This is a genomic window from Stenotrophomonas maltophilia, assembly GCF_004920835.1.
Classification (GTDB): Bacteria; Pseudomonadota; Gammaproteobacteria; order Xanthomonadales; family Xanthomonadaceae; genus Stenotrophomonas; species Stenotrophomonas maltophilia_AQ.
In genome coordinates this window covers 51658-71079 of the sequence record NZ_QFHO01000011.1, presented here as the reverse complement: position 1 = coordinate 71079, position 19422 = coordinate 51658, and the positions used below count along the sequence as shown (strand labels likewise).

Here is a 19422-nt window from a genome sequence, read left to right as displayed (position 1 = left end):
TTATTCGCGCGCAGATTATTGCGGTTGTTGTTATTGACGGCGGTGGCCAGGCGGATCGACATGGCATCGACCCTACCCCGGTTTTCGGCGCCGCGCAACAGTTGCGTCGGCAACCACGCGGAAGGACCGCCACCGCGCCAGCCAGCGCATAATGGCCCACCCTGAACCGTGTAACAGGAATGCAACACCGCAATGGACGCACCGGGGCGCTGGCCGCCCTGCTCTGCCTGGGCCTGGCCGCCTGCCAGAGCCTACCCCCACCTTCCACACTGCAGCTGGACCAGCAACAGGTACTGGAGCAACGCGGAACCGACGGCAGCTTCGACGGCGCCTGGGAAACCGCGCGGACCTTCGAGCGCTTCAACGATCTGCGCGCCGTCACCTACTACGAGCGTGCCGCAGCGATCACACCCTGGACCTTCCACAACACCAAGGCGGAAGAAGCACTGGGCCGGATCTGGATCTCCGGCACGCTGCAGCATGCCGACAGCCCCCACATCAACCCGGCACCGGTGCTGCGCGCGTCCTGGCGACGTGGCGAACGCTGGTCTATGGCCGCCGCCAACCACGGCAATCCGTATGCGTTCTTTGACCTGGCCAAGGCCTATCGCGAGCGCGGCGATGCCCAGCGAGCGCTGCGCTGGGACCTTCGCGCGATGGTCTACCAGCGCTATGCGTCGTCGTCATCGGGACTGCCCGGCGCAGTAGCGGCCACAGGCGATACCGTGCATCCGCTGGTGGCGAGGATCCAACGCCGTGCCGCTGCAGGTGACGCCGACGCACAGGTCGATCTGGGCGCACTGCTGGAAAAAGGCGTCGGCCTGCCACGCGATCCAGCGCGTGCACTGCAGCTGTACCAGCGCGCAGGTGAGCGGGGCAATGTGTTCGGCCAGTACTTCGCCGGGCTGCTGCTGGGCCGCAGTGCGCCGGGCGTGGAGAAGGACACCGATGCTGCCGCGCGCTGGTTCGCGCGCGCCGAGGCGCAGCGCTTCTACATGGCCGCGCCCAGCTACTGGAAGAAAGCGATCGAGCCGCCGTTCTTCATTTTTTCAGAGTAGAGCCGAGCCATGCTCGGCCGCTTCTGGTGGAATAAACAGCCGAGCATGGCTCGGCCCTACTGGGAAGCGGCCCCGGCGGGAGGCGTGCCGACCAACGGTCGGCACCCACCTCGGCAGGATCGGGGTATCCCCACCACAGGGCTCACACCAGCAACCGTTCCACCAGCCGCTGGTACAACCCCGGCAGTGCTTCCAGATCGTCAACGCGCACGTTCTCGTCCACCTGGTGGATGCTGGCGTTGACCGGTCCTACTTCGATGCACTGCGCGCCCAGCGGCGCGATGAAACGTGCATCCGAGGTGCCGCCGCCGGTGCTTTCTTCCGGGGCACGGCCGATGTGCTCGGCCAGTACCGCGCGCGCAGTCGCACGCAGCGTGCCTTCCGGGGTGTAGAACGGCTCACCGCTGCGATGCCACTTGAGCGTGTACTGCAGGCCATGCCGGTCAAGCAGTGCAATGATCTCTGCCTCCAGCTTCGGCGCATCCCAGTGCGGGTTGTAGCGGATGTTGAAATCCACCTCCAGCTCGCCGGGAATCACGTTGTTGGCACCGGTACCCGCGTGGATGTTGGATATCTGCAGGCTGGTCGGCGGGAAGCTCTCATAACCGTCGTCCCAGCGCCGTGCGCTCAGTTCGGACAGTGCCGGTGCCGCCTGATGGATCGGATTGCGCGCTTTTTCCGGGTACGCCACATGCCCCTGCACGCCCTGCACGCGCAGCTTGGCAGACAGGCTGCCACGACGGCCTACGCGCAGCAGGTCACCCAGCGTCGAAGTAGACGATGGCTCTCCGGTAATGCACCAGTCGATGCGCTGGCCGCGTTCGGCGAACAGCCGCGCCACGTGGCGCACGCCGTCGATCGCATCGCCCTCCTCGTCACTGGTCAGCAGTACTGCCAGCGTGCCGGGATGATCGGGATGTGCGGCGACGAACTGCTCGGCGGCGACCACGAATGCAGCCACGCTGCCCTTCATGTCGGCGGTGCCACGGCCGTACAGCACACCATCACGGATCTGCGGCGTGAACGGATCGCTGGCCCAGGCCTCACGCGGGCCAGGCGGTACCACGTCGGTGTGGCCCAGCAGCACCAGTACCGGCGCACCCTGGCCGTGGGTCGCCCACAGGTTGTCGACCTCGCCCAGGCGCAGGTGGTCGCAATGGAACCCGGCCTGCTTCAGCCGCGCCGCCAGCAATGCCTGGCAGCCGGCATCGTCCGGCGTCACCGAAGGCCGCGAGATCAGCTCGCAGGTCAGGTCGAGCACCGCGCTCATGCGTCGCCCACGCTGAAGCGCGCCTTGAAGCCGTTGTCACTGAACCCCTGGGTGACCTTGCCATCGGTGGTGACCACCACCGGGCGCTTGATCAGCTGCGGGTACTCGCGCAGCAACAGCTTCCACTCGGCCTCGGAATCGGCGGACTTGCGGTTGTCCGGCAACTGCCGCCAGGTGGTGGACGACTTGTTGACCATCGCGCCCAGGCCGCCCAGCTGCGCCGCCCACGCCAGCAGCGTTTCCGGGCTGGGCGTGTTGTCGCGGTAGTCGACGAAGGTGTACGGCACGCCGAAGCGGTCCAGCCACTTGGTCGCCTTCTTGCAGGTATCGCAGTTCTTCAAACCGTAGACAGTGGTGCTCATGGCCATCTGTGATGCTGGAAAACAGAGGGCCAGAATCTCACAACAGGCGCTCGGACACGACCCGGAACGGCACCCGGGGCAGCCGGAAGGCCAGTCCCCCATGCAACGCCACGTCCATCGCCTGCAGACGAGGGCAATGCAACTCGCCGAGCAGGCGCAGCGGCAGCAGGCTGTCGACGTCCACCGGCAACGCAATGCGCGTGCTGGCCCAGCGGTGGTCACAGGTACGGGCGATGGCCTCGTCCTGGCAGGTCAGGAAGCTCAGCACGGCGTGGTGACCACCGAAAGCGGCCGACCATGCTGCATCCTCCCAGGCGCCTGCGGCCCGCCACTGCAGGCGCAGGTCCGGTGCACTGCCCTCCCCACCCTCGATCCCCGTACAGCCGCCGCCTTCGGCGTCCAGCACATGCGCGAAGCGTGCCGGCAGATGCGGCTGCATGGCATCGCTGAAGGCGCGGGCGCCGGCCACGAAGGCCAGCTGGTCCATCACGTTGCGATCGAACAGCACCACCGGCGTTCCGTCCGGATCGTCGTCGCGGCGCAGGTACCAGCGCCAGTTGCTCTGCCTGGGAGACGGCAGCAGAGAACGCAGCGGCCCAGCCAGCGCCGGCCCGAAGTGCCCATGCCGGTAGCTGAGGATGGTGTAAGGCGTATGTCCGGCATGGACCACGTAATGATGGCCCGGCGGTGGCGTTGGTGCGTGGCGCACGTCGACCCACCAGCTCACGTACACCACGTCGCGCACATCGCTGACCAGGGCCGGCATCGGCCAGCGCCGCGACAGCCCGCGGCGCAGACGGGTCCAGCGCAGGGCGTGCAGCAGGCGCGGCAGCATCCGCCCGAACAGGGTGTCGGACGGATGCCGGTAGATCGCGGACTGCGCCAGATCCTCCGGCGCAGTCACCGTCAGTCGGCCAGGCCGCGCAGCAGGTCGTTGACGCTGGTCTTGCTGCGGGTCTTGGCATCGACCTGCTTGACGATCACCGCGCAGTACAGCGAATGGGTACCGTCCTTGCTCGGCAGCGAGCCGGACACCACCACGCTGTACGGCGGGATGTAGCCATAGCTGATCTCGCCGGTGGCACGGTTGTAGATGCGGGTGCTCTGGCTGAGGAACACGCCCATGCCGATCACGCTGTGGTGGCCGACCACCACGCCTTCCACCACTTCCGAACGCGCACCGATGAAGCAGTGGTCCTCGATGATGGTCGGGCTGGCCTGCAGCGGTTCCAGCACACCGCCGATACCGGCGCCGCCGGACAGGTGGCAATGCTGGCCGATCTGCGCGCACGAACCGACGGTGGCCCAGGTGTCGACCATGGTGCCTTCGCCGACGTAGGCGCCGATGTTGGTGAAGCTCGGCATCAGCACCACGTCCTTGCCGAAGTACGTGCCGCGACGGGCGATCGCGCCCGGCACCACGCGCACGCCGCCACGGCGGAATTTGGCTTCGTCGTAGCCGGCGAAGCGCGATTCGACCTTGTCCCAGAACGGTGCCGGACGGGCGTCAACCACCGCCATGTCGTTGACACGGAAGTACAGCAGCACGGCCTTCTTCAGCCACTCGTTGACCTTCCAGCCACCGTGGCCGTCCGGCTCGGCAACGCGGAATTCGCCGCTCTCCAGGCCATCGATCACGCGGTTGACCAGCGGCTTGGTCGAACCTTCCAGTTCGTGCAGGGTCAGCGTGGCGCGCCGCTCGAACGCGCTCTCGATGCCGAACTTCAGCTCTTCCACGCCCGGCGCGGCCGGCTTGCGCAACGACTTGCGGGCGATGGTCTCGGCGCGCGTGGTTTCAGCGCTCTTGGCCGGAGCCTTCTTCGCTGCTGCGGCCTTTTTCACCGGGGCCTTCACTGCAGCGGCCTTCTTCGGCGCAGCGGCCTTCTTCGCGGCCGGCGTGGCGGCAGCAGTTTTCCGGGCCGCTGCGCTCTTGGTGGTCGCGGCGGTCTTCTTGGCGGGCTTGGTGGCCATCAGGCGGGGTCTCCGGCGTTTCGATCAGGGTCCAGGCAGGCCAGCATTGCGTCATGCAGCTGCTGCCGGGCGGGTTCAGTCAGGGGGAGGTCGTGTTCGTCACTGATCACGAAGGTATCTTCGGCGCGTTCGCCAAAGGTGGCAATGCGCGCGTCCTGCACGCGCAGGCCCTGGTTGCGCAGCACGAACGCCACATCGGCCAGCAGGCCGGGACGGTCGGGGGCGACCAGGGCAAAACGGGTCGCGCCGGGCTCATCGCGGAACTCGATGCGCGGCGCAAAACGGAAGTGGCGCAGCTGCCGTGGCACCACGCGGCGTGACGGCCGCAAGCGGGTCAGGTCGCCGCTGAGCGCTTCACGCAGGGCGGCCTCCAGGTTGGCGCTGCTGCCATCGGCAAAGGTATCGGCCGGGCTCACTTCAAACGTATCGAAAATGGTATCGGCCGGGCCATCCAGCACGCGTGCGCGATGGATGCCGTAGCCCTTGCGGTCCAGCGTCATGACGATCGCGGCGAACAGGCCGTCGCGGTCAGGCGAGTGCACGAACACTTCCAGTGCGGGATCGTCGACGCTGATCCGGCGCACCTTCACCAGCGCCTGCCCCTGCTTCACCGGCACCAGGGCAGCGGCCTGCCAGGCCAGCTGCTCCGGGCGCAGGCGGATGAAGCCTTCGTCGGGCATCACCGCGAACTGGCGATCGATGGTGGCGTCGTCGTAACCCTGCTCGCGCACCAGTGCACGCACGCTGTCACGTGCTTCGGCCACGCGCTCGGCGGCCGGTACCGGATGCTCCAGGCCCTCGCGCAGCGCACGCCGTGTGGCGAAGTAGAGGTCGGCCAGCAACCGGTCCTTCCATGCGTTCCACAGCTTCGGGCTGGTGCCGGCGATGTCGGCGCAGGTCAGCAGGTACAGATAGTCCAGACGGTCGCGGCTGCCGACCAGGGTCGCAAAGCGATGGATCACCACCGGATCGGCGATGTCCTGCTTCTGTGCCGTCATCGACATGCGCAGGTGCTGTTCGACCAGCCACGCGACCAGCTCGGTATCGGAAGCACTCAGCCCGTGCGCCTGGCAGAACGCACGCGCATCGACCGCTCCCAGTTCCGAGTGATCACCGCCACGGCCCTTGGCGATGTCATGGAACAGGCCGGCCAGCAACAGCAGCTCCGGCTTGCGCAGGCGCGGCCACACTTCATGCGCGATCGAGAAGCGCTCGTCGGCACGGGTGCTGGCGAACAGGCCGATGTTGCGCAGGACCATCAGCGTGTGCTGATCGACGGTATAGACATGGAACAGGTCGAACTGCATGCGCCCGCTGACCTGGGCGAAGGCGGGAATCCACTGCCCGAGCACGCCCAGCCGCGCCATGCGCGAGAGCGTATCGACCGGGCGCTGGCCGCGCAGCAGCGCCAGGAAATGTTCGCGTGCATCGGTATCGGCCTGGTCGTAGGCCGGCAGCTGCGGCAACGATTCGGCCAACGCGCGTGCGGTCAATGAATGCAGGCCCCGCACCTGCGGGTTGTTGGCCCAGCCGGCGAACAGCGCGAATACCTGGCCGATGTCGCCACGCGGCCATTCGGCCTCGTTGGCGGCCAGATAGCCACGACGCAGGGAAAAACCAACGGTCAGCGGTTCCGGCTGTGCCTCGCCATCGAACTGCTCCTCGAAGCGCTGCAGCAGGCGGTCGCTGATCCGGCGCACCACCAGTGCGGCGCGGTAGAAGCCCTGCATCATCTTCTCGACACCGAGGTTCTCGGCGTCGTCTTCGAAGCCCAGGCGCGCGGCCAGGGTCTTCTGGTAATCGAAGCGCAGGCGCTCTTCCGGGCGACGTGCCACCAGGTGCAGGCCAAAGCGCAGGCGTGCCAGCACCGCGCGCTCGCGCTTCAGTGCTGCCGCTTCGTCGGCGCCCAGATGGCCGAGCCCGACCAGCGCCTCCAGGTCACGCACGCCGAACGCACGCAGCGCCATCCATCCCAGCGTGTTGAGGTCGCGCAGTCCGCCGGGACCATCTTTCAGGTCGGGTTCCAAATTATCGGCGGTGTCGCCAAAACGCTGGTGGCGGTTGCGCAGTTCTTCCAGCTTGGCCAGGAAGAACGCACGCGCCGGCCACAGCTCACGGTCGTCGATGGCCTCGCGCAACGCGCGACGGGTCGCATCCTCGGCGAGGATCGGTCGCGCCTCGATCAGTGCGGTCATCACCGTCTGGTCGGCAGCGGCCTCACGGCACTGCGCGGCCGAGCGCACGGCGTGGCTGACCGCCAGCCCGCAATCCCACAACAGCGCGAACAGGCGCGCCAGCGCGGCCTCGTGGGCCAACTGCGCCGCCGGCTCTCCGAACACCAGCAGGTCGATGTCCGAACACGGGAACAGTTCCCCACGCCCGTAGCCGCCCACCGCGAACAGCGACAGGCCGCTGTCGGTGGGCAGGCATCGCTGCCAGGCAAGGCGGATCAGGTGGTCGGCAGCGCGCGCGCGCAGCGCCAGCAGTCGCTCGATGTTGTCGCCCTGGTCGAATCGGCGGTACAGGCGCGCGTCGGCCTGCTGCAGCGCCTGGCGCGCGGCAGCAGCCCAGTCCGTGTCATTGAGCGACGCGGCCGGCGTGTCCAGCAGCGAACTCGCCGGCAACATGCTCAGGAGACCTGCGACTCGCCCGGCGACAGGGTCAGCACGTCGACGCCGGTTTCGGTGACCGCGATCATGTGCTCCCACTGCGCCGACAGCTTGCGGTCCTTGGTCACCACGGTCCAGCCATCCGGCAGCACCTTGTTGTAGCGGGTGCCCTCATTGATCATCGGCTCGATGGTGAAGGTCATGCCCGGCTGCAGCACCAGGCCCTGGCCGGGACGGCCGTAGTGCACCACCTGCGGTTCGTCGTGGTAGACCTTGCCGATGCCGTGGCCGCAGTACTCGCGCACCACGCTGAAACGCTCGCCTTCGGCGTAGCTCTGGATGGCATGGCCGATGTCGCCCAGCGTAGCGCCCGGACGCACCGCGCGGATGCCGCGCCACATGGCTTCGTAGGTGGCTTCCACCAGACGCCGCGCCATCACCGAGGGGGTGCCGACGAAGAACATGCGGCTGGTGTCGCCGTGCCAGCCATCCTTGATGACGGTGACGTCGATATTGATGATGTCGCCATCCTTCAGGACCTTCCCTTCACTGGGAATGCCGTGGCAGATGACGTTGTTGACCGAGGTGCACACGGTCTTCGGGAAGCCGCGGTAGCCGACGTTGGCCGGAATGGTGCCCTGCACGTTCACGATGTGGTCGTGGCAGATGCGGTCCAGTTCCTCGGTGGTGACACCGGGCTTGACGTGGGGGGTGACGATGTCGAGCACTTCGCTGGCCAGGCGGCCGGCGACACGCATCATCTCGATTTCCTGCGGGGTTTTCAGATTCACGCTCATGGCGCCCATTATCGCCGATCCGGCCGCAATCTGAACGAACGCCACCCAACTGGCGATCCGGGCCATGCACGGTTCCGGCAAGGAAAGTGAAAGCGTGATGGAGTCCGCCCTTTCGCCTGCCTATTTATCACGGATTACAGACACTTACGGCACCTAAGCTGGGGCCACTGTCGTCAAAGCGGCGCCGAACATGCCGCCTTCGCCTTGTTCAACGGACCTTCGGGTCAGGGAGGTTGTCCATGCGATTCCCGCTTCGTTCGCCGCTTGCCTGGGCCTTGGCCGGGGTCCTGCTGTCCAGCCCGGCCCTGGCCGCCGACACCACCACTTTCAACGTCACCCTGGTGGTTACCAAGGCCTGCACCATCACGGCGGCGGCCGCCACCAACGTCGACTTCGGCACCGCCGCCTCGACCACCGCTACTCCCACCCTGGGCCAGGGTACGGTGACCGCACAGTGCTCGGCCCTGACCCCGTACACGATTTCACTGAATGCGGGTGCCAACGCCAGCACCGCCAATGACGTCACCACCCGCCGGATGAAGAACACCAACGCCGCGGTGACCGCCAACAACTTCGTGGGCTACCAGCTGTACCAGGATGCCGCGCACACCCTGGTCTGGGGCTCCACCTCCGGCACCAACACGCAGGCCGGCATCGGCACTGGCCTGGCCGTGCCTTACATCGTCTACGGCCAGATCCTCAACCTGAGCACCAACAACCCGGCCACCGGTAACTACCTGGATACGGTCACCGCCACGATCACCTATTGATGGAGCACGCCCGCATGGCCGGACCCCGCCCGTGGCGCGCCACCGGCGTGGCGTTGCTCGCCCTGTGCCTGCTGGCGACCTCCATGGCAGGTGCCACCAGCCTGCAGGTCGCCCCCACCAGCCTGCAGCTGGAAGCCCGCCAGCGTGCCGGCGAGCTGTGGCTGACCAACAGCGGTACCTCGCCGGTGAAGCTGCAGGTACGCGTCTTCCGCTGGGTGCAGCAGGGCGGCCAGGAGCAACTGCTGCCCACCGATGAACTGATGGCCTCCCCGCCGATGCAGGAGCTGGCCGCCGGCCAGCAGCAGCTGGTGCGGGTGATGCGCCCGACCCGGGAGCCCCCCTCGGTGCAACAGTATTTCCGCCTGATCGTGGACGAGGTGCCGGACCTGGCCACCCGTGCCGAGGGCATGCAGTTCGTCCTGCGCTACTCGATCCCGGTGTTCGTACAACCCGCGTCCGGCAAACTCGCCCCCCAACTGCAGGCGCGCCTGGTGACGCTGGACGATGGCCGCAACGGCGTCGAGGTAACCAATTCGGGCAACAGCTACGCACAGATTGCCGATCTCGCACTCGGCAGCCTCAAGCGCCCGCGCATCGTGCACCCTGGCCTGCTGGGCTATGTACTCCCCGGCCAGGTGATGCGCTGGCCGATCGAGCGCGTGGCGATCGACCGCGACAACGACCAGATCACGGCCAAGCTCAATGGCGAGTCGGAACAGACGCCGCTGTCGCCCCCATCGGCTCGCTGAGGCGTTGATGGGCGCGCTGCTTGCTGCCCTGGCTCCTGCGGCGACCGAAGCCGCCGATGTGTCCGGCGTAACGGCCACCGGGGCCGCCGACGTATCAGGCATCTCCGCCGATGCGATCCTGCCGCCCCCCACCCCGCTGACCGCCAGCCAGACGCTGTACCTGGACGTGTCGCTCAACAGCACGCCGCGCGGGCTGCTTCCCTTCATCGAGAACCGCGGCCGCCTGCAGGCCAGCCCCGAGGTCCTGCGCCAGCTCGGCTTCAATGCCAGTGGCGATGCACCGGTCTACCTGGACCAGATCAGCGGCGCGGTGGTGCGCTATGACGCCCACCTGCAGACCCTGGCGCTGGACGTACCGCTGGACCAGCTGACCCTGCCGACCACCGTGCTCAGCCGCCCGCAGACGCGTGCGCCCGCCGGCAGCGCCTCGCCCGGCGTGCTGCTCAACTACGACATCTACGGCAGCCGGGTGGACACGCTCGGCAACCTCAGCCTGAGCTCGGAGCTGCGCCTGTTCGGCGTCGGCGACGGCACCTTCGAGAACACCGCGATCAGCCGTCGCTACCAGCAGCCCGGCGACCGTCGCTGGCGCGGCGAAAGCGTGCGCCTGGATACACGCTGGCGCCTGGATTTCCCCGACAAGGCGATGACACTGGAGGTCGGCGATTTCTACAGCGGCTTCGTAGATTGGACCCGACCGGTGCGCCTGGGTGGCCTGCAGATCGGCCGCAACTACGGGCTGCAGCCCTATCGCGTCCTGACCCCCACGCCCAGCTTCCTCGGCCAGGCGGTGGTGCCGTCCACGGTCGAGCTGTACGTTGATGGCCTGCGTCAGTACAGCGGCCAGGTGCCGGTTGGCCCGTTCCAGCTGGCCGCGCAGCCGGGCATCAGTGGCACCGGCAGCGCGCAGGTGGTGGTCACCGATGCGTTCGGCCGCATGCAGACGCTGGACTTCAGTTTCTACGGTACCCAGCAACTGCTGGCCAAGGGCCTGTCGGACTGGTCGGTCGGCGTCGGCCGCCTGCGCGAGGACTTCGGCCAGCGCTCCTTCGCCTACGATGATCGCACTGTGGCCAACGCCAGCTGGCGCGGCGGCATCAGCGACTCGTTCACCGGCGAGGCCCATGCCGAAGGCGGCGGCGGCCTGACCCAGGCCGGCGTCGGCGGCTGGTGGCTGCTCGGCGGTGCCGGCGTGTTCAACGCGGCCTACGCGCACAGCGATTACCACGGCCTGCAGGGCGGGCAGTGGGCGCTGGGTTACAGCTGGAACAACCGGCGCGTCAACTTCAACCTGCGCAGCGTGCGCAGCCACGGCGACTACCGCGACCTGGGCGCATTACAGGGCAACCTGCCGCCCAGCATCAGCGAGCAGGCCACGGTCGGCATGGATCTGCTGCGGCTGGGTACGCTCAGCGCCAGCTACCTGCGCCTGCGCTACCCGGATGGCGAGGACAACCGCTACGCCAGCCTGTTCTGGTCGCGCACCTGGAGCCAGCGCTGGTCAGCCTACCTGTCGGTGAACCAGAACCTGGACCAGAGCGACGACCGCAGCATCTATCTGTCGGTGACCGCCAGCCTGGGCAACAACCGCCAGGCCAGTCTGTCCAGCCAGCGCAACGGCGACAGCCAGAGCTGGGTGGCCGACGTGACCCAGCCGGTGCCCGGCGACGGCAGCGCTGGCGGTGTCGGCTGGCGTGCACAGGTACGCCATGGCGAAGACGGCAATGGTGGCCTGGCCGAGGTCGGCATTCTCAATGACATCGGCCGCTATTCGTTCGGTGCCTCCCGCCAGGGCGGGCTCAACTATGCCTACGGCAGCGCCAGTGGCAGCCTGGTCTGGATGGGCGGGCACGCGTTCGCCACCCGCGAGGTCTCGGACGCGTTCGCGGTGATCAGCACCAACGGCGTCGGGGGCGTGCCGGTGCGGCTGGAGAACCGCCTGATCGGCGTCACCGATGATCGTGGCCTGTTGCTGGTCAGCCCGCTGCTGTCCTGGCAGCGCAACCGGGTCTCGATCGACACTCTGGACCTGCCCGAAGACATGCGTGCCGACCGCATCGAGGACTGGGTGACGCCGCGCCAGCGCGCAGGTGCGCGCGTGACCTTCCAGCTGCGCTCGCGGCCCTCTCTGAGCCTGACCCTGCTGGCGATGGACGGACAGCCACTGGAAGTGGGCAGCGAAGTACAACTGCCCGACGGCCGCCAGACGACGGTGGGCTATGACGGCCTGCTGTATCTGGAAGACGTCGCCGCCGGCAGCGTGCTGTACATCACCACCAGCCGCGGACAGTGCCGCGTGAAGGTGCCAGATCTGCCCAAGGTGGTGGCAGCCGGCGCGCGGCCGAAGCCGGCACCGCTGCAGTGCATCCCGGAGGTGGCGCCGTGAGGGTGCTGCTGCTCGGCCTGTTGCTGTTGGCTGGCCTGCTGGCGAGCGCACCGGCGGGCGCCACCGCGGCCTGTACGGCCGTCGCCAACCCCACCCTGCCGTTCGGCAACATCAACAGCAATGCCCCCGGCCCCACTACAGCCACGTTGAACATCACGGTCACCTGCACCACCGCCGCCCTCAGCCTGCTGGCCACTACCGGTGTGCGCGTCTGCGTGGGCATCGGTGCCGGCAGTGGCGGCGGTAGTGCCACTACATCACGGACGATGGCCACCGGCAGTGGCGACACCATGAATTTCCAGTTGTACAACAACGCCAGCTTCGGCCAGGTCACCGGCCTGCTCCCACACGGCACGCCACCGGCACAGGAACTGGCCATGTCCTACAACGTACCGCTGCTGACAGGCGGCAGCGGCGCGCAGACCACGCAATTGTTCGCGCAGATCCCCGCCAACCAGGTTCTGGCTTCCGGCGCGTACAGCAGCTCGTTCAATGGTGCCAACGTGGTATTGACCTGGGCCTGGAATGAAGTGCTGCTCGGCACCGCCACCGTGCCCGCCACCTGCAACGGCGGCGCCACCGGTACCAACAGCGCCAGCGCCGCCTTCAGCTTCACCGCCACCGCCAACGTGCTGCCGCAATGCGGCAGCTACGTCACCACCAACATGAACTTCGGCAATGTCACCGGCGGCATTCCGGCCAACATCGACCAGACTGCCACACTGACGCTGACCTGCCTGAAGAACACCGCCTTCCAGGTCGGCCTCAACAACGGCCAGAACAATCCAGCCGCCACCACCACCCGGCGCATGAAAACCACCATCGGCGGCAGCAGTTACTACCTCAACTACGAGCTCTACCGCGATTCCGGCCGCACCCAGCGCTGGGGCAACACCCTGACCGTCGACACCGCCAGCGGCACCGGCAGCGGCAGCGCGCAGCAACTGACCATCTACGGCCGGGTGCCCCCGGTCAGTGGCCAACCACCGGCGGGAACCTACAACGACCTGGTACAGGTGACGATCACCTATTGATTCATGTGTAGAGCCGAGCCTGCGCTCGGCTGCATTTCACGGGATCCGGCAAGCCGAGCACGGTCTTCGCTACAGATCCGGCCACTTCGGCCGATACCGCGCAGCAGGTCTTTCAGCACGGTGGATGGCAGGTGGTTCGCGCACTTCTGATCGGGGCGATGCTGGTCGCCAGTACGCCCGCGTGGGCCGATCCCAGCAACACGTTGCAGATCCGCCTTACCGTGGTCGAAGCCTGCAGCGCTGACACAGGCAATGCCGGCTGCCCGGTACCCCACCAGCGCAGCGACGCAGCACAGCTGCCGCCACAGATCCGCGAGCTCGTGCCGCCTGCAACCGATGACGACGAAACACCCACCGTGACCGTCATCTACTGATGCGCCTGTTGCTGCCCCTGCTTGGGTTGCTGCTGGCACTGCCTGCCGCAGCGCTGGAGCTAATGCCGACCACGTTGCAGCTGCCGGCCGAAGGTGGTCATGCCGAATTGTGGCTGCACAACCCGGGCCCAAGCCGCTGGCAGGGCCAGGTGCACATACTGGCGTGGCAACAGCACCCCGATGCCGAAGTGTTGCGGCCCAGCGACCAGATCCTGGCCAGCCCCACGCAGCTGGACCTCGCCCCCGGGGCACGCCAACGCATCTGGCTGCTGCCACGTCAGCCCGCGCCAAGTGTTGGCGAGCAGGCCTACCGGATCGTGCTGGCTCCAGGTGTACCTGACCTGCCTCGTTACTCGCTGCCGCTTTTCCGTGGCCAGGCCGCACCCGTGGCGCAGCCGCGACTGCATGCCCGCGTCGAACCGGGCATGTCGCAACCCGTGCTGCGACTGAACAACACGGGCGCCTTGCACGCCCGCCTCCACGATCTCTCGTTCATCACCGATGGCGGTCGCCGCAACCTCCTGCTGCCGGGGCTGGCCGGCTACATCCTGCCCGGCCAAGTCCGCCGCTGGGCCCTGCCCCAGCGCGCCCAGGGCTACACTGGTGGCCGGTTCCTGGCCCGGCTGCAGGACGGGCGCGAGGTCGAGTTGGCCGTGCCAGACCCTGTGATTGCAGCCAGCGCATCGAGCGGGCTATAATCGTCCGGATTCCTGCCGCATGCGTGCGCGGGAACCCGTCCACACCGGACGTCACCGGTGAATCCACACCTGCTGCCCCCATCCGTGCCGGGGTGCTCCGCAAGGAGTTCGGCCACGGAGGCAACAGGGAAGCCCAACCCCGGAACCATCCGCGCTTCCACGCGTCCCGCATACCTATCCCGCGGGCGGAATCGCCGGTTCCATATCAGGAGTATTGCAATGCCCCAGGTCACCATGCGTCAGATGCTGGAAGCCGGCGTCCACTTCGGCCACCAGACCCGCTACTGGAACCCGAAGATGGCTCCGTACATCTTCGGCGCCCGCGGCAAGATCCACATCATCAACCTGGAAAAGACCGTCCCGCTGTTCAACGATGCGATGAACTTCATCTCGTCGGTTGCCCAGAAGCGCGGCACCGTCCTGTTCCTGGGCACCAAGCGCAGCGCCCGCGAAACCATCAAGGAAGAAGCCGAGCGTTGCGGCATGCCGTTCATGAACCAGCGTTGGCTGGGCGGCACCCTGACCAACTTCCGTACCGTCAAGCAGTCGGTTGCCCGCCTGAAGGAACTGGAAGCCGGTGAAACCGACGGCACCTTCGAGAAGCTGGTCAAGCACGAAGTGCTGGGCCTGCGTCGCGAGCGCGACAAGCTGGAAGCCTCGCTGGGCGGCATCAAGGACATGAACCGCCTGCCGGACGCCATCTTCGTGATCGATATCGGCCACGAAGACATCGCGATCAAGGAAGCCAAGAAGCTGGGCATCCCGGTCATCGCCGTGGTTGATACCAACTACAACCCGGAACTGGTGGATTACGCGATCCCGGGCAACGACGACGCCATCCGTGCCGTGCAGCTGTACTCGCGCGCCGCCGCCGACGCCGTGCTGGAAGGCAAGGCTGCTGCTCCGCACGCCGCCACCGTCCGTGAAGAAGAGTTCGCCGACGCTCCGGCCGAAGACGCCAAGCCGGCCCGCCGCGCTCCGGCCAAGAAGGCTGCTGCCGACAAGGGCGAAGCCCAGGCCTGATCCAGGCCCCGGTGGGCGCCACGCGCCCACCTGTCCTGTCCGCTGCCGATGGCGCGACGACAGGACACTGTCACACGGGCCGGCCACCATGCCGGCCCAACCCCTTTCTTTCGTGAGGTAATCCCGTGGAAATCACTGCTTCCCTGGTCAAGGAACTGCGCGAGCGCACCGGCGCCGGCATGATGGAATGCAAGAAGGCTCTCACCGAAGCCAACGGCGACATCGACGCTGCTGCTGAAGCCATGCGCAAGTCCGGCGCTGCCAAGGCCGACAAGAAGGCTGACCGCGTGGCCGCCGAAGGCCGTCTGGGCCTGGCCCAGGATGGCGGCAAGGCCGTGCTGGTCGAAGTCAACTCGGAAACCGACTTCGTCGCCAACGACGTCAACTTCAAGAACTTCGTCGATTCCGTCGCCGCTGCCGCCCTGGCATCGGGCGCCAACGACGTCGAAGCCGTGAAGGCTGCCAAGCTGGCCGATGGCCGCACCGTTGAAGAAGCCCGCGCCACCGCCGTGCAGACCCTGGGTGAGAACATCCAGATCCGTCGCATGGTGAAGGTTGATGGCAACAACACCATCGGCGCCTACGTCCACACCAACGGCAAGGTTGGCGTGCTGGTCGACCTGGTCGGCGGCGACGTCGAGCTGGCCCGTGGCCTGGCCATGCACGTGGCTGCCCTGAAGCCGCCGCACAACAAGGCTGCGGACGTCCCGGCCGAGTTCGTCGAGAAGGAAAAGGAAATCGAGCTGGCCAAGATGTCCGAAAAGGACAAGGCCAAGCCGGCCGAGATCCTGGAAAAGATCATCAGCGGCAAGATCAACAAGATCGTCAGCGACGTGACCCTGTACGGCCAGACCTACGTGCTGGGCGACACCACCGTCGAGCAGGTGGTCAAGGCCGCTGGCGCCGACGTGGCAGGCTTCAAGCTGCTGGTCGTCGGCGAAGGCATCGAGAAGGTGGTGGAAGACTACGCCGCCGAAGTTGCCAAGGCGATGCAGGTCTGATTCCAGCCTCCCGGCTGTGATGCGACCAGAAGGAGCCGCGGGGAACCGCGGCTCTTTTTTTATGCCCGCCCCGGTGACAGGTGCGCACCGCTGGTGCCATCTCTGCCATATCTGTGGGTGCGCACCGTTGGTGCGCATACCGGCACCCAGGGTCTTTGCGTTGCGCGCGAATCAGGCCGATACTCGGCGCAGGGAATCCACAGTCACATAGCAGGAACGAAAGTCGCGGACTGTGATGTATTCCTAGGTATTCTTGTCCTAATGGAATTGAACGATCCGACATGCCTCCCGAGCTGACAGCTGCCCTGGCGCTCTGCCGCAACCTGCCTTCGCCGCCCGGTATTGCCCTGCGCATCATCGAACTGGCCCAGGACCCGGAAGCGGACATCGCCACCGCCGCCGACATCATCGCCATCGACATGGCGCTGAGCGCTCGCATGCTGCGCATCGCCAATTCGCCGCTGTATGCCAGCCGCCGCCGGATCGAGAACCTCGGCCAGGCACTGACCATGCTCGGCCTGAACGCCACGATCAGCCTCGCGCTCGGCTTCACCGTCACACAGGGCCTGACCGGTGGCGCTGGGGCCGATCATGACCTGCGCCAGCGGGCGTGGAAGCGCAGCATCCTCAGCGCACTGGCCGCCAGCCAGCTGGGCCAGGCCCGCGGCCTGCGCCGGCTGGAGGAGCTCATGCTGGCCGGCCTGCTACAGGACCTCGGCGTACTCTGCCTGGCCCAGGCCGAATCGGAACGCTACCTGCCGCTGCTGCGCGAGGCCGGCGACAACACCGACCTGGTGGCGCGCGAGCGCAGCGAACTGGGTTGCAGCCACGCCGATGTCGGCGCCTGGGTGGCCGAACAATGGGGCCTGCCGCGCTACCTGGTGGAAAGCATCAGCCACAGCGAGGATGAAGGCGCTGCCGAATCGCCGTTCCAGGCGTGCGTACAGCTGTCCGGCGCGGTGGCCGACATCTGGCTGGATACCGATGCCGACGCCGCCCGCGAACGCGCCCTGCAGCAGGTACACGACCGCCTGGAGCTGGACAGCGCCCGCTTCGACCAGGTGCTGGCCCGCATCAGTGCCGCCCTGCCGGACATCGCCAGCCTGTTCGAGGCCGGACTGAACTCGCCGTCGCGGGTGCGCGAACTGATCGACCACGCCCAGGAACTGGCGACCCTGCGCAACCTGCGCGAACTGCAGGATGCCGACCAGGCACGCCGCCGCGCCGACGAATTCGAGGCCCGGGCCAAGCGCCTGGCCGACCAGGCGCACCGCGACGCACTGACCGGCGTACTCAACCGCCGCCAGCTGGAGGCGGTGCTGGAACAGGAATTCCTGCGCGCCGGCCGCCAGGGCTGGCCACTGTCGGTGGCCTTCATCGACCTCGACGACTTCAAGAAGATCAACGACGCCCACGGCCACCTGACCGGCGACGAAGTGCTGCGGGCCTTCGCCGGCAAGCTGCAGGGCCAGCTGCGCAACAGCGACACCGTGGCCCGCTTTGGCGGTGAGGAGTTCGTCGCACTGCTGCCCAATACCAGCGAGTCGGTGGCACTGGACGTAATCCGCCGGGTATTGGCCAACATCGTTGCCACGCCGATGGCCGAGATCGAGGGTGGCCCGCTGTTCGTCACCTTCTCCGCCGGCGTGGCCACCCAGGGCGGCTACGAGCGCTTCGCTGACGTGCAGGACCTGCTGCGCGCCGCCGACGACGTGCTGTACCGCTCGAAGAACCTGGGCCGCAACCGGGTGATCGCCCGCTCGCCCGGCGCCCTCGGCCACGACGAGCTGTCAGCCACCGCCGGCGCTGAACTGGGCTGAACGAACGCCCCGGATGACCGGGGTGAACGCCGGCATTTTGCGCCGCAGTGCACAAAACACTTTGGCGCAACGCTGCATGCGCGTAGAATCGCCCGCGATTTCCACGCACCCGAGGTCCCTATGTCCAAGCTCGCCTATCGCCGCATCCTTCTGAAACTGTCCGGGGAGGCGCTGATGGGAGATGAGGACTACGGCATCGACCCGAAGATCATCAACCGCCTGGCCCGCGAGGTCATCGAAGCCCAGCAGGCCGGTGCCGAAGTGGCACTGGTGATCGGCGGCGGCAACATCTTCCGCGGTGCCGGCCTGGCCGCTGGCGGCATGGACCGGGTCACCGGCGACCAGATGGGCATGCTGGCCACGGTCATCAATGCGCTGGCCATGCAGGATGCCCTTGAAAAGCTGGGCGCCAAGGCCCGCGTGATGAGCGCGATCAAGATCAACGACGTGTGCGAGGACTACATCCGCCGCCGCGCCATCCGCCACCTGGAAAAGGGCCGCCTGGTGATCTTCGCCGCCGGCGTTGGCAGCCCGTTCTTCACCACCGATTCGGGCGCCGCCCTGCGCGCCATCGAAATCGGCGCCGACCTGCTGCTGAAGGCGACCAAGGTCGATGGCGTCTACGACAAGGACCCGAACAAGCACAGTGACGCGGTCCGCTTCGACAGCCTGAGCTACGACGAAGTGATCCGCCGCGGCCTGGAAGTGATGGATACCGCCGCCTTCGCGCTGGCGCGCGACAGCGACCTGCCGATGCGCGTGTTCGACATGGGCCAGCCGGGCGAGCTGCTGAAGATCCTCAACGGCGAGAACATCGGCACCCTGGTCCAGGGCCGCGATCCGGCCTGAGCCTGAGCGCCAGGCGAGCTGCGGGTCGATTCAGGCCCGGCAGCGTCCCGTATTCGCCTATAATCGCCCGATTCCAGTTACACCCAGGACCGGGCGATGCTCAACGACATCAAGAACAACGCGCAGACGCGCATGGCCAAGAGCATCGACGCTCTGAAGCACACCCTCACCTCGATCCGCACTGGCCGCGCCACGCCGGCCCTGCTAGACCGGGTTACGGTCAATGCCTACGGCAATGCCAGCACCCCGCTGAACCAGGTTGCGTCGATCTCCAACGCCGACGCCCACTCGCTGCTGGTCACGCCGTTCGACAAGAGCATGATCAAGGAGATCGAGAAGGGTCTCTACAACGCCGAGTTCACCCCGAACACCCTGGGCACCGCGATCCGCATCAACATGCCGCCGCCGACCGAAGAGCGCCGCAAGGAGCTGGCCAAGCAGGTGCAGAAGGAAGGTGAAGGCGCCAAGATCGCGATCCGCAACATCCGCCAGGACGCGAACAAGGAAATCGCCAAGCTGGACAAGGACAAGGCGATCAGCGAAGACGAGAAGAAGCGCGGCGAAGACGACATCCAGAAGTTGACCGACGCCAATATCAAGGACGTCGACAAGGTCGTCGCCGACAAGGAAAAAGAACTGCTGTCGGTCTGA

At 67.0% G+C, this 19422-nt stretch carries 18 protein-coding genes; 12 read left to right on the top strand and 6 right to left on the bottom strand.

The window, feature by feature from the left end; all coding sequences use genetic code 11:
* Window positions 1-179: 179 nt before the first annotated feature.
* Window positions 180-1058 (top strand): tetratricopeptide repeat protein, encoded by an 879-nt coding sequence (locus DI041_RS10130; RefSeq protein WP_046983125.1) that lies wholly within the window; start codon window positions 180-182, stop codon window positions 1056-1058.
* Between the two features lie 142 nt (window positions 1059-1200).
* Here the strand turns inward: DI041_RS10130 and dapE are convergent, their stop codons facing one another.
* From dapE to map, 6 genes are read right to left on the bottom strand one after another with little or no spacing between them, the layout of a single operon-like run.
* Window positions 1201-2328: a succinyl-diaminopimelate desuccinylase gene (gene dapE / locus DI041_RS10125; protein ID WP_046983126.1), complete on the bottom strand. Its 1128-nt coding sequence runs from the start codon at window positions 2326-2328 to the stop codon at window positions 1201-1203.
* A complete protein-coding gene (locus tag DI041_RS10120) occupies window positions 2325-2696 on the bottom strand; it encodes an arsenate reductase (protein ID WP_136638654.1) in 372 nt (123 codons plus the stop codon). Before DI041_RS10120 ends, dapE begins: the two co-directional genes overlap by 4 nt.
* A 31-nt stretch (window positions 2697-2727) precedes the next feature.
* Window positions 2728-3594: a hypothetical protein gene (locus DI041_RS10115; RefSeq protein ID WP_046983127.1), complete on the bottom strand. Its 867-nt coding sequence runs from the start codon at window positions 3592-3594 to the stop codon at window positions 2728-2730.
* A gap of 2 nt (window positions 3595-3596) precedes the next feature.
* On the bottom strand, window positions 3597-4661 hold the full coding sequence (dapD, locus tag DI041_RS10110) for a 2,3,4,5-tetrahydropyridine-2,6-dicarboxylate N-succinyltransferase (RefSeq protein WP_046983128.1): 1065 nt from the start codon (window positions 4659-4661) through the stop codon (window positions 3597-3599).
* Entirely contained in the window at window positions 4661-7288 is a 2628-nt protein-coding gene (locus tag DI041_RS10105) for a [protein-PII] uridylyltransferase (RefSeq protein WP_136638655.1), read from the bottom strand. Before DI041_RS10105 ends, dapD begins: the two co-directional genes overlap by 1 nt.
* A gap of 2 nt (window positions 7289-7290) precedes the next feature.
* On the bottom strand, window positions 7291-8076 hold the full coding sequence (map, locus tag DI041_RS10100; protein ID WP_032969368.1) for a type I methionyl aminopeptidase: 786 nt from the start codon (window positions 8074-8076) through the stop codon (window positions 7291-7293).
* A 230-nt stretch (window positions 8077-8306) separates the two neighbouring features.
* On the opposite strand from map, the gene DI041_RS10095 reads away from it, so the two are divergent.
* The 11 genes from DI041_RS10095 to frr all read left to right on the top strand — a co-directional run bounded on the left by DI041_RS10095 (window position 8307) and on the right by frr (window position 19422).
* A complete protein-coding gene (locus DI041_RS10095) occupies window positions 8307-8837 on the top strand; it encodes a Csu type fimbrial protein (protein ID WP_046983131.1) in 531 nt (176 codons plus the stop codon).
* Complete coding sequence (locus DI041_RS10090) at window positions 8837-9586, top strand: fimbrial biogenesis chaperone (protein ID WP_136638656.1); 750 nt, start codon at window positions 8837-8839, stop codon at window positions 9584-9586. Before DI041_RS10095 ends, DI041_RS10090 begins: the two co-directional genes overlap by 1 nt.
* 7 nt (window positions 9587-9593) lie before the next feature.
* Entirely contained in the window at window positions 9594-11972 is a 2379-nt protein-coding gene (locus DI041_RS10085) for a fimbria/pilus outer membrane usher protein (protein ID WP_136638657.1), read from the top strand.
* Window positions 11969-13006: a Csu type fimbrial protein gene (locus DI041_RS10080; protein WP_136638658.1), complete on the top strand. Its 1038-nt coding sequence runs from the start codon at window positions 11969-11971 to the stop codon at window positions 13004-13006. The genes DI041_RS10085 and DI041_RS10080 overlap by 4 nt, the downstream gene beginning before the upstream one ends.
* Window positions 13007-13164: 158 nt before the next feature.
* Window positions 13165-13380: a hypothetical protein gene (locus tag DI041_RS10075; RefSeq protein WP_046983134.1), complete on the top strand. Its 216-nt coding sequence runs from the start codon at window positions 13165-13167 to the stop codon at window positions 13378-13380.
* Entirely contained in the window at window positions 13380-14078 is a 699-nt protein-coding gene (locus DI041_RS10070; protein ID WP_136638659.1) for a fimbrial biogenesis chaperone, read from the top strand. Before DI041_RS10075 ends, DI041_RS10070 begins: the two co-directional genes overlap by 1 nt.
* A 219-nt stretch (window positions 14079-14297) precedes the next feature.
* Window positions 14298-15101 carry a 30S ribosomal protein S2 gene (rpsB, locus tag DI041_RS10065; protein ID WP_012510514.1) on the top strand — a complete coding sequence of 268 codons (804 nt, stop codon included), beginning with the start codon at window positions 14298-14300 and terminating at the stop codon, window positions 15099-15101.
* A 125-nt stretch (window positions 15102-15226) separates the two neighbouring features.
* Entirely contained in the window at window positions 15227-16102 is an 876-nt protein-coding gene (gene tsf / locus DI041_RS10060; protein ID WP_046983136.1) for a translation elongation factor Ts, read from the top strand.
* A 281-nt stretch (window positions 16103-16383) separates the two neighbouring features.
* Window positions 16384-17922, top strand: a complete 1539-nt coding sequence (locus DI041_RS10055; protein ID WP_046983137.1) for a GGDEF domain-containing protein — start codon at window positions 16384-16386, stop codon at window positions 17920-17922.
* Between the two features lie 120 nt (window positions 17923-18042).
* A complete protein-coding gene (gene pyrH / locus DI041_RS10050) occupies window positions 18043-18771 on the top strand; it encodes a UMP kinase (protein WP_005408745.1) in 729 nt (242 codons plus the stop codon).
* Between the two features lie 96 nt (window positions 18772-18867).
* Window positions 18868-19422 carry a ribosome recycling factor gene (frr, locus tag DI041_RS10045; RefSeq protein WP_004151064.1) on the top strand — a complete coding sequence of 185 codons (555 nt, stop codon included), beginning with the start codon at window positions 18868-18870 and terminating at the stop codon, window positions 19420-19422.

Excerpts from the sequence above, each read along its gene's own strand:
- DI041_RS10130 (WP_046983125.1), top strand. The coding sequence starts at position 180 with ATGCAACACCGCAATGGACGCACCGGGGCGCTGGCCGCCCTGCTCTGC.
- dapE (WP_046983126.1), bottom strand. The coding sequence starts at position 2,328 with ATGAGCGCGGTGCTCGACCTGACCTGCGAGCTGATCTCGCGGCCTTCG.
- DI041_RS10120 (WP_136638654.1), bottom strand. The coding sequence starts at position 2,696 with ATGGCCATGAGCACCACTGTCTACGGTTTGAAGAACTGCGATACCTGC.
- dapD (WP_046983128.1), bottom strand. The coding sequence starts at position 4,661 with ATGGCCACCAAGCCCGCCAAGAAGACCGCCGCGACCACCAAGAGCGCA.
- DI041_RS10105 (WP_136638655.1), bottom strand. The coding sequence starts at position 7,288 with ATGTTGCCGGCGAGTTCGCTGCTGGACACGCCGGCCGCGTCGCTCAAT.
- map (WP_032969368.1), bottom strand. The coding sequence starts at position 8,076 with ATGGGCGCCATGAGCGTGAATCTGAAAACCCCGCAGGAAATCGAGATG.
- DI041_RS10095 (WP_046983131.1), top strand. The coding sequence starts at position 8,307 with ATGCGATTCCCGCTTCGTTCGCCGCTTGCCTGGGCCTTGGCCGGGGTC.
- DI041_RS10090 (WP_136638656.1), top strand. The coding sequence starts at position 8,837 with ATGGAGCACGCCCGCATGGCCGGACCCCGCCCGTGGCGCGCCACCGGC.
- DI041_RS10085 (WP_136638657.1), top strand. The coding sequence starts at position 9,594 with ATGGGCGCGCTGCTTGCTGCCCTGGCTCCTGCGGCGACCGAAGCCGCC.
- DI041_RS10075 (WP_046983134.1), top strand. The coding sequence starts at position 13,165 with ATGCTGGTCGCCAGTACGCCCGCGTGGGCCGATCCCAGCAACACGTTG.
- DI041_RS10070 (WP_136638659.1), top strand. The coding sequence starts at position 13,380 with ATGCGCCTGTTGCTGCCCCTGCTTGGGTTGCTGCTGGCACTGCCTGCC.
- rpsB (WP_012510514.1), top strand. The coding sequence starts at position 14,298 with ATGCCCCAGGTCACCATGCGTCAGATGCTGGAAGCCGGCGTCCACTTC.
- DI041_RS10055 (WP_046983137.1), top strand. The coding sequence starts at position 16,384 with ATGCCTCCCGAGCTGACAGCTGCCCTGGCGCTCTGCCGCAACCTGCCT.
- pyrH (WP_005408745.1), top strand. The coding sequence starts at position 18,043 with ATGTCCAAGCTCGCCTATCGCCGCATCCTTCTGAAACTGTCCGGGGAG.
- frr (WP_004151064.1), top strand. The coding sequence starts at position 18,868 with ATGCTCAACGACATCAAGAACAACGCGCAGACGCGCATGGCCAAGAGC.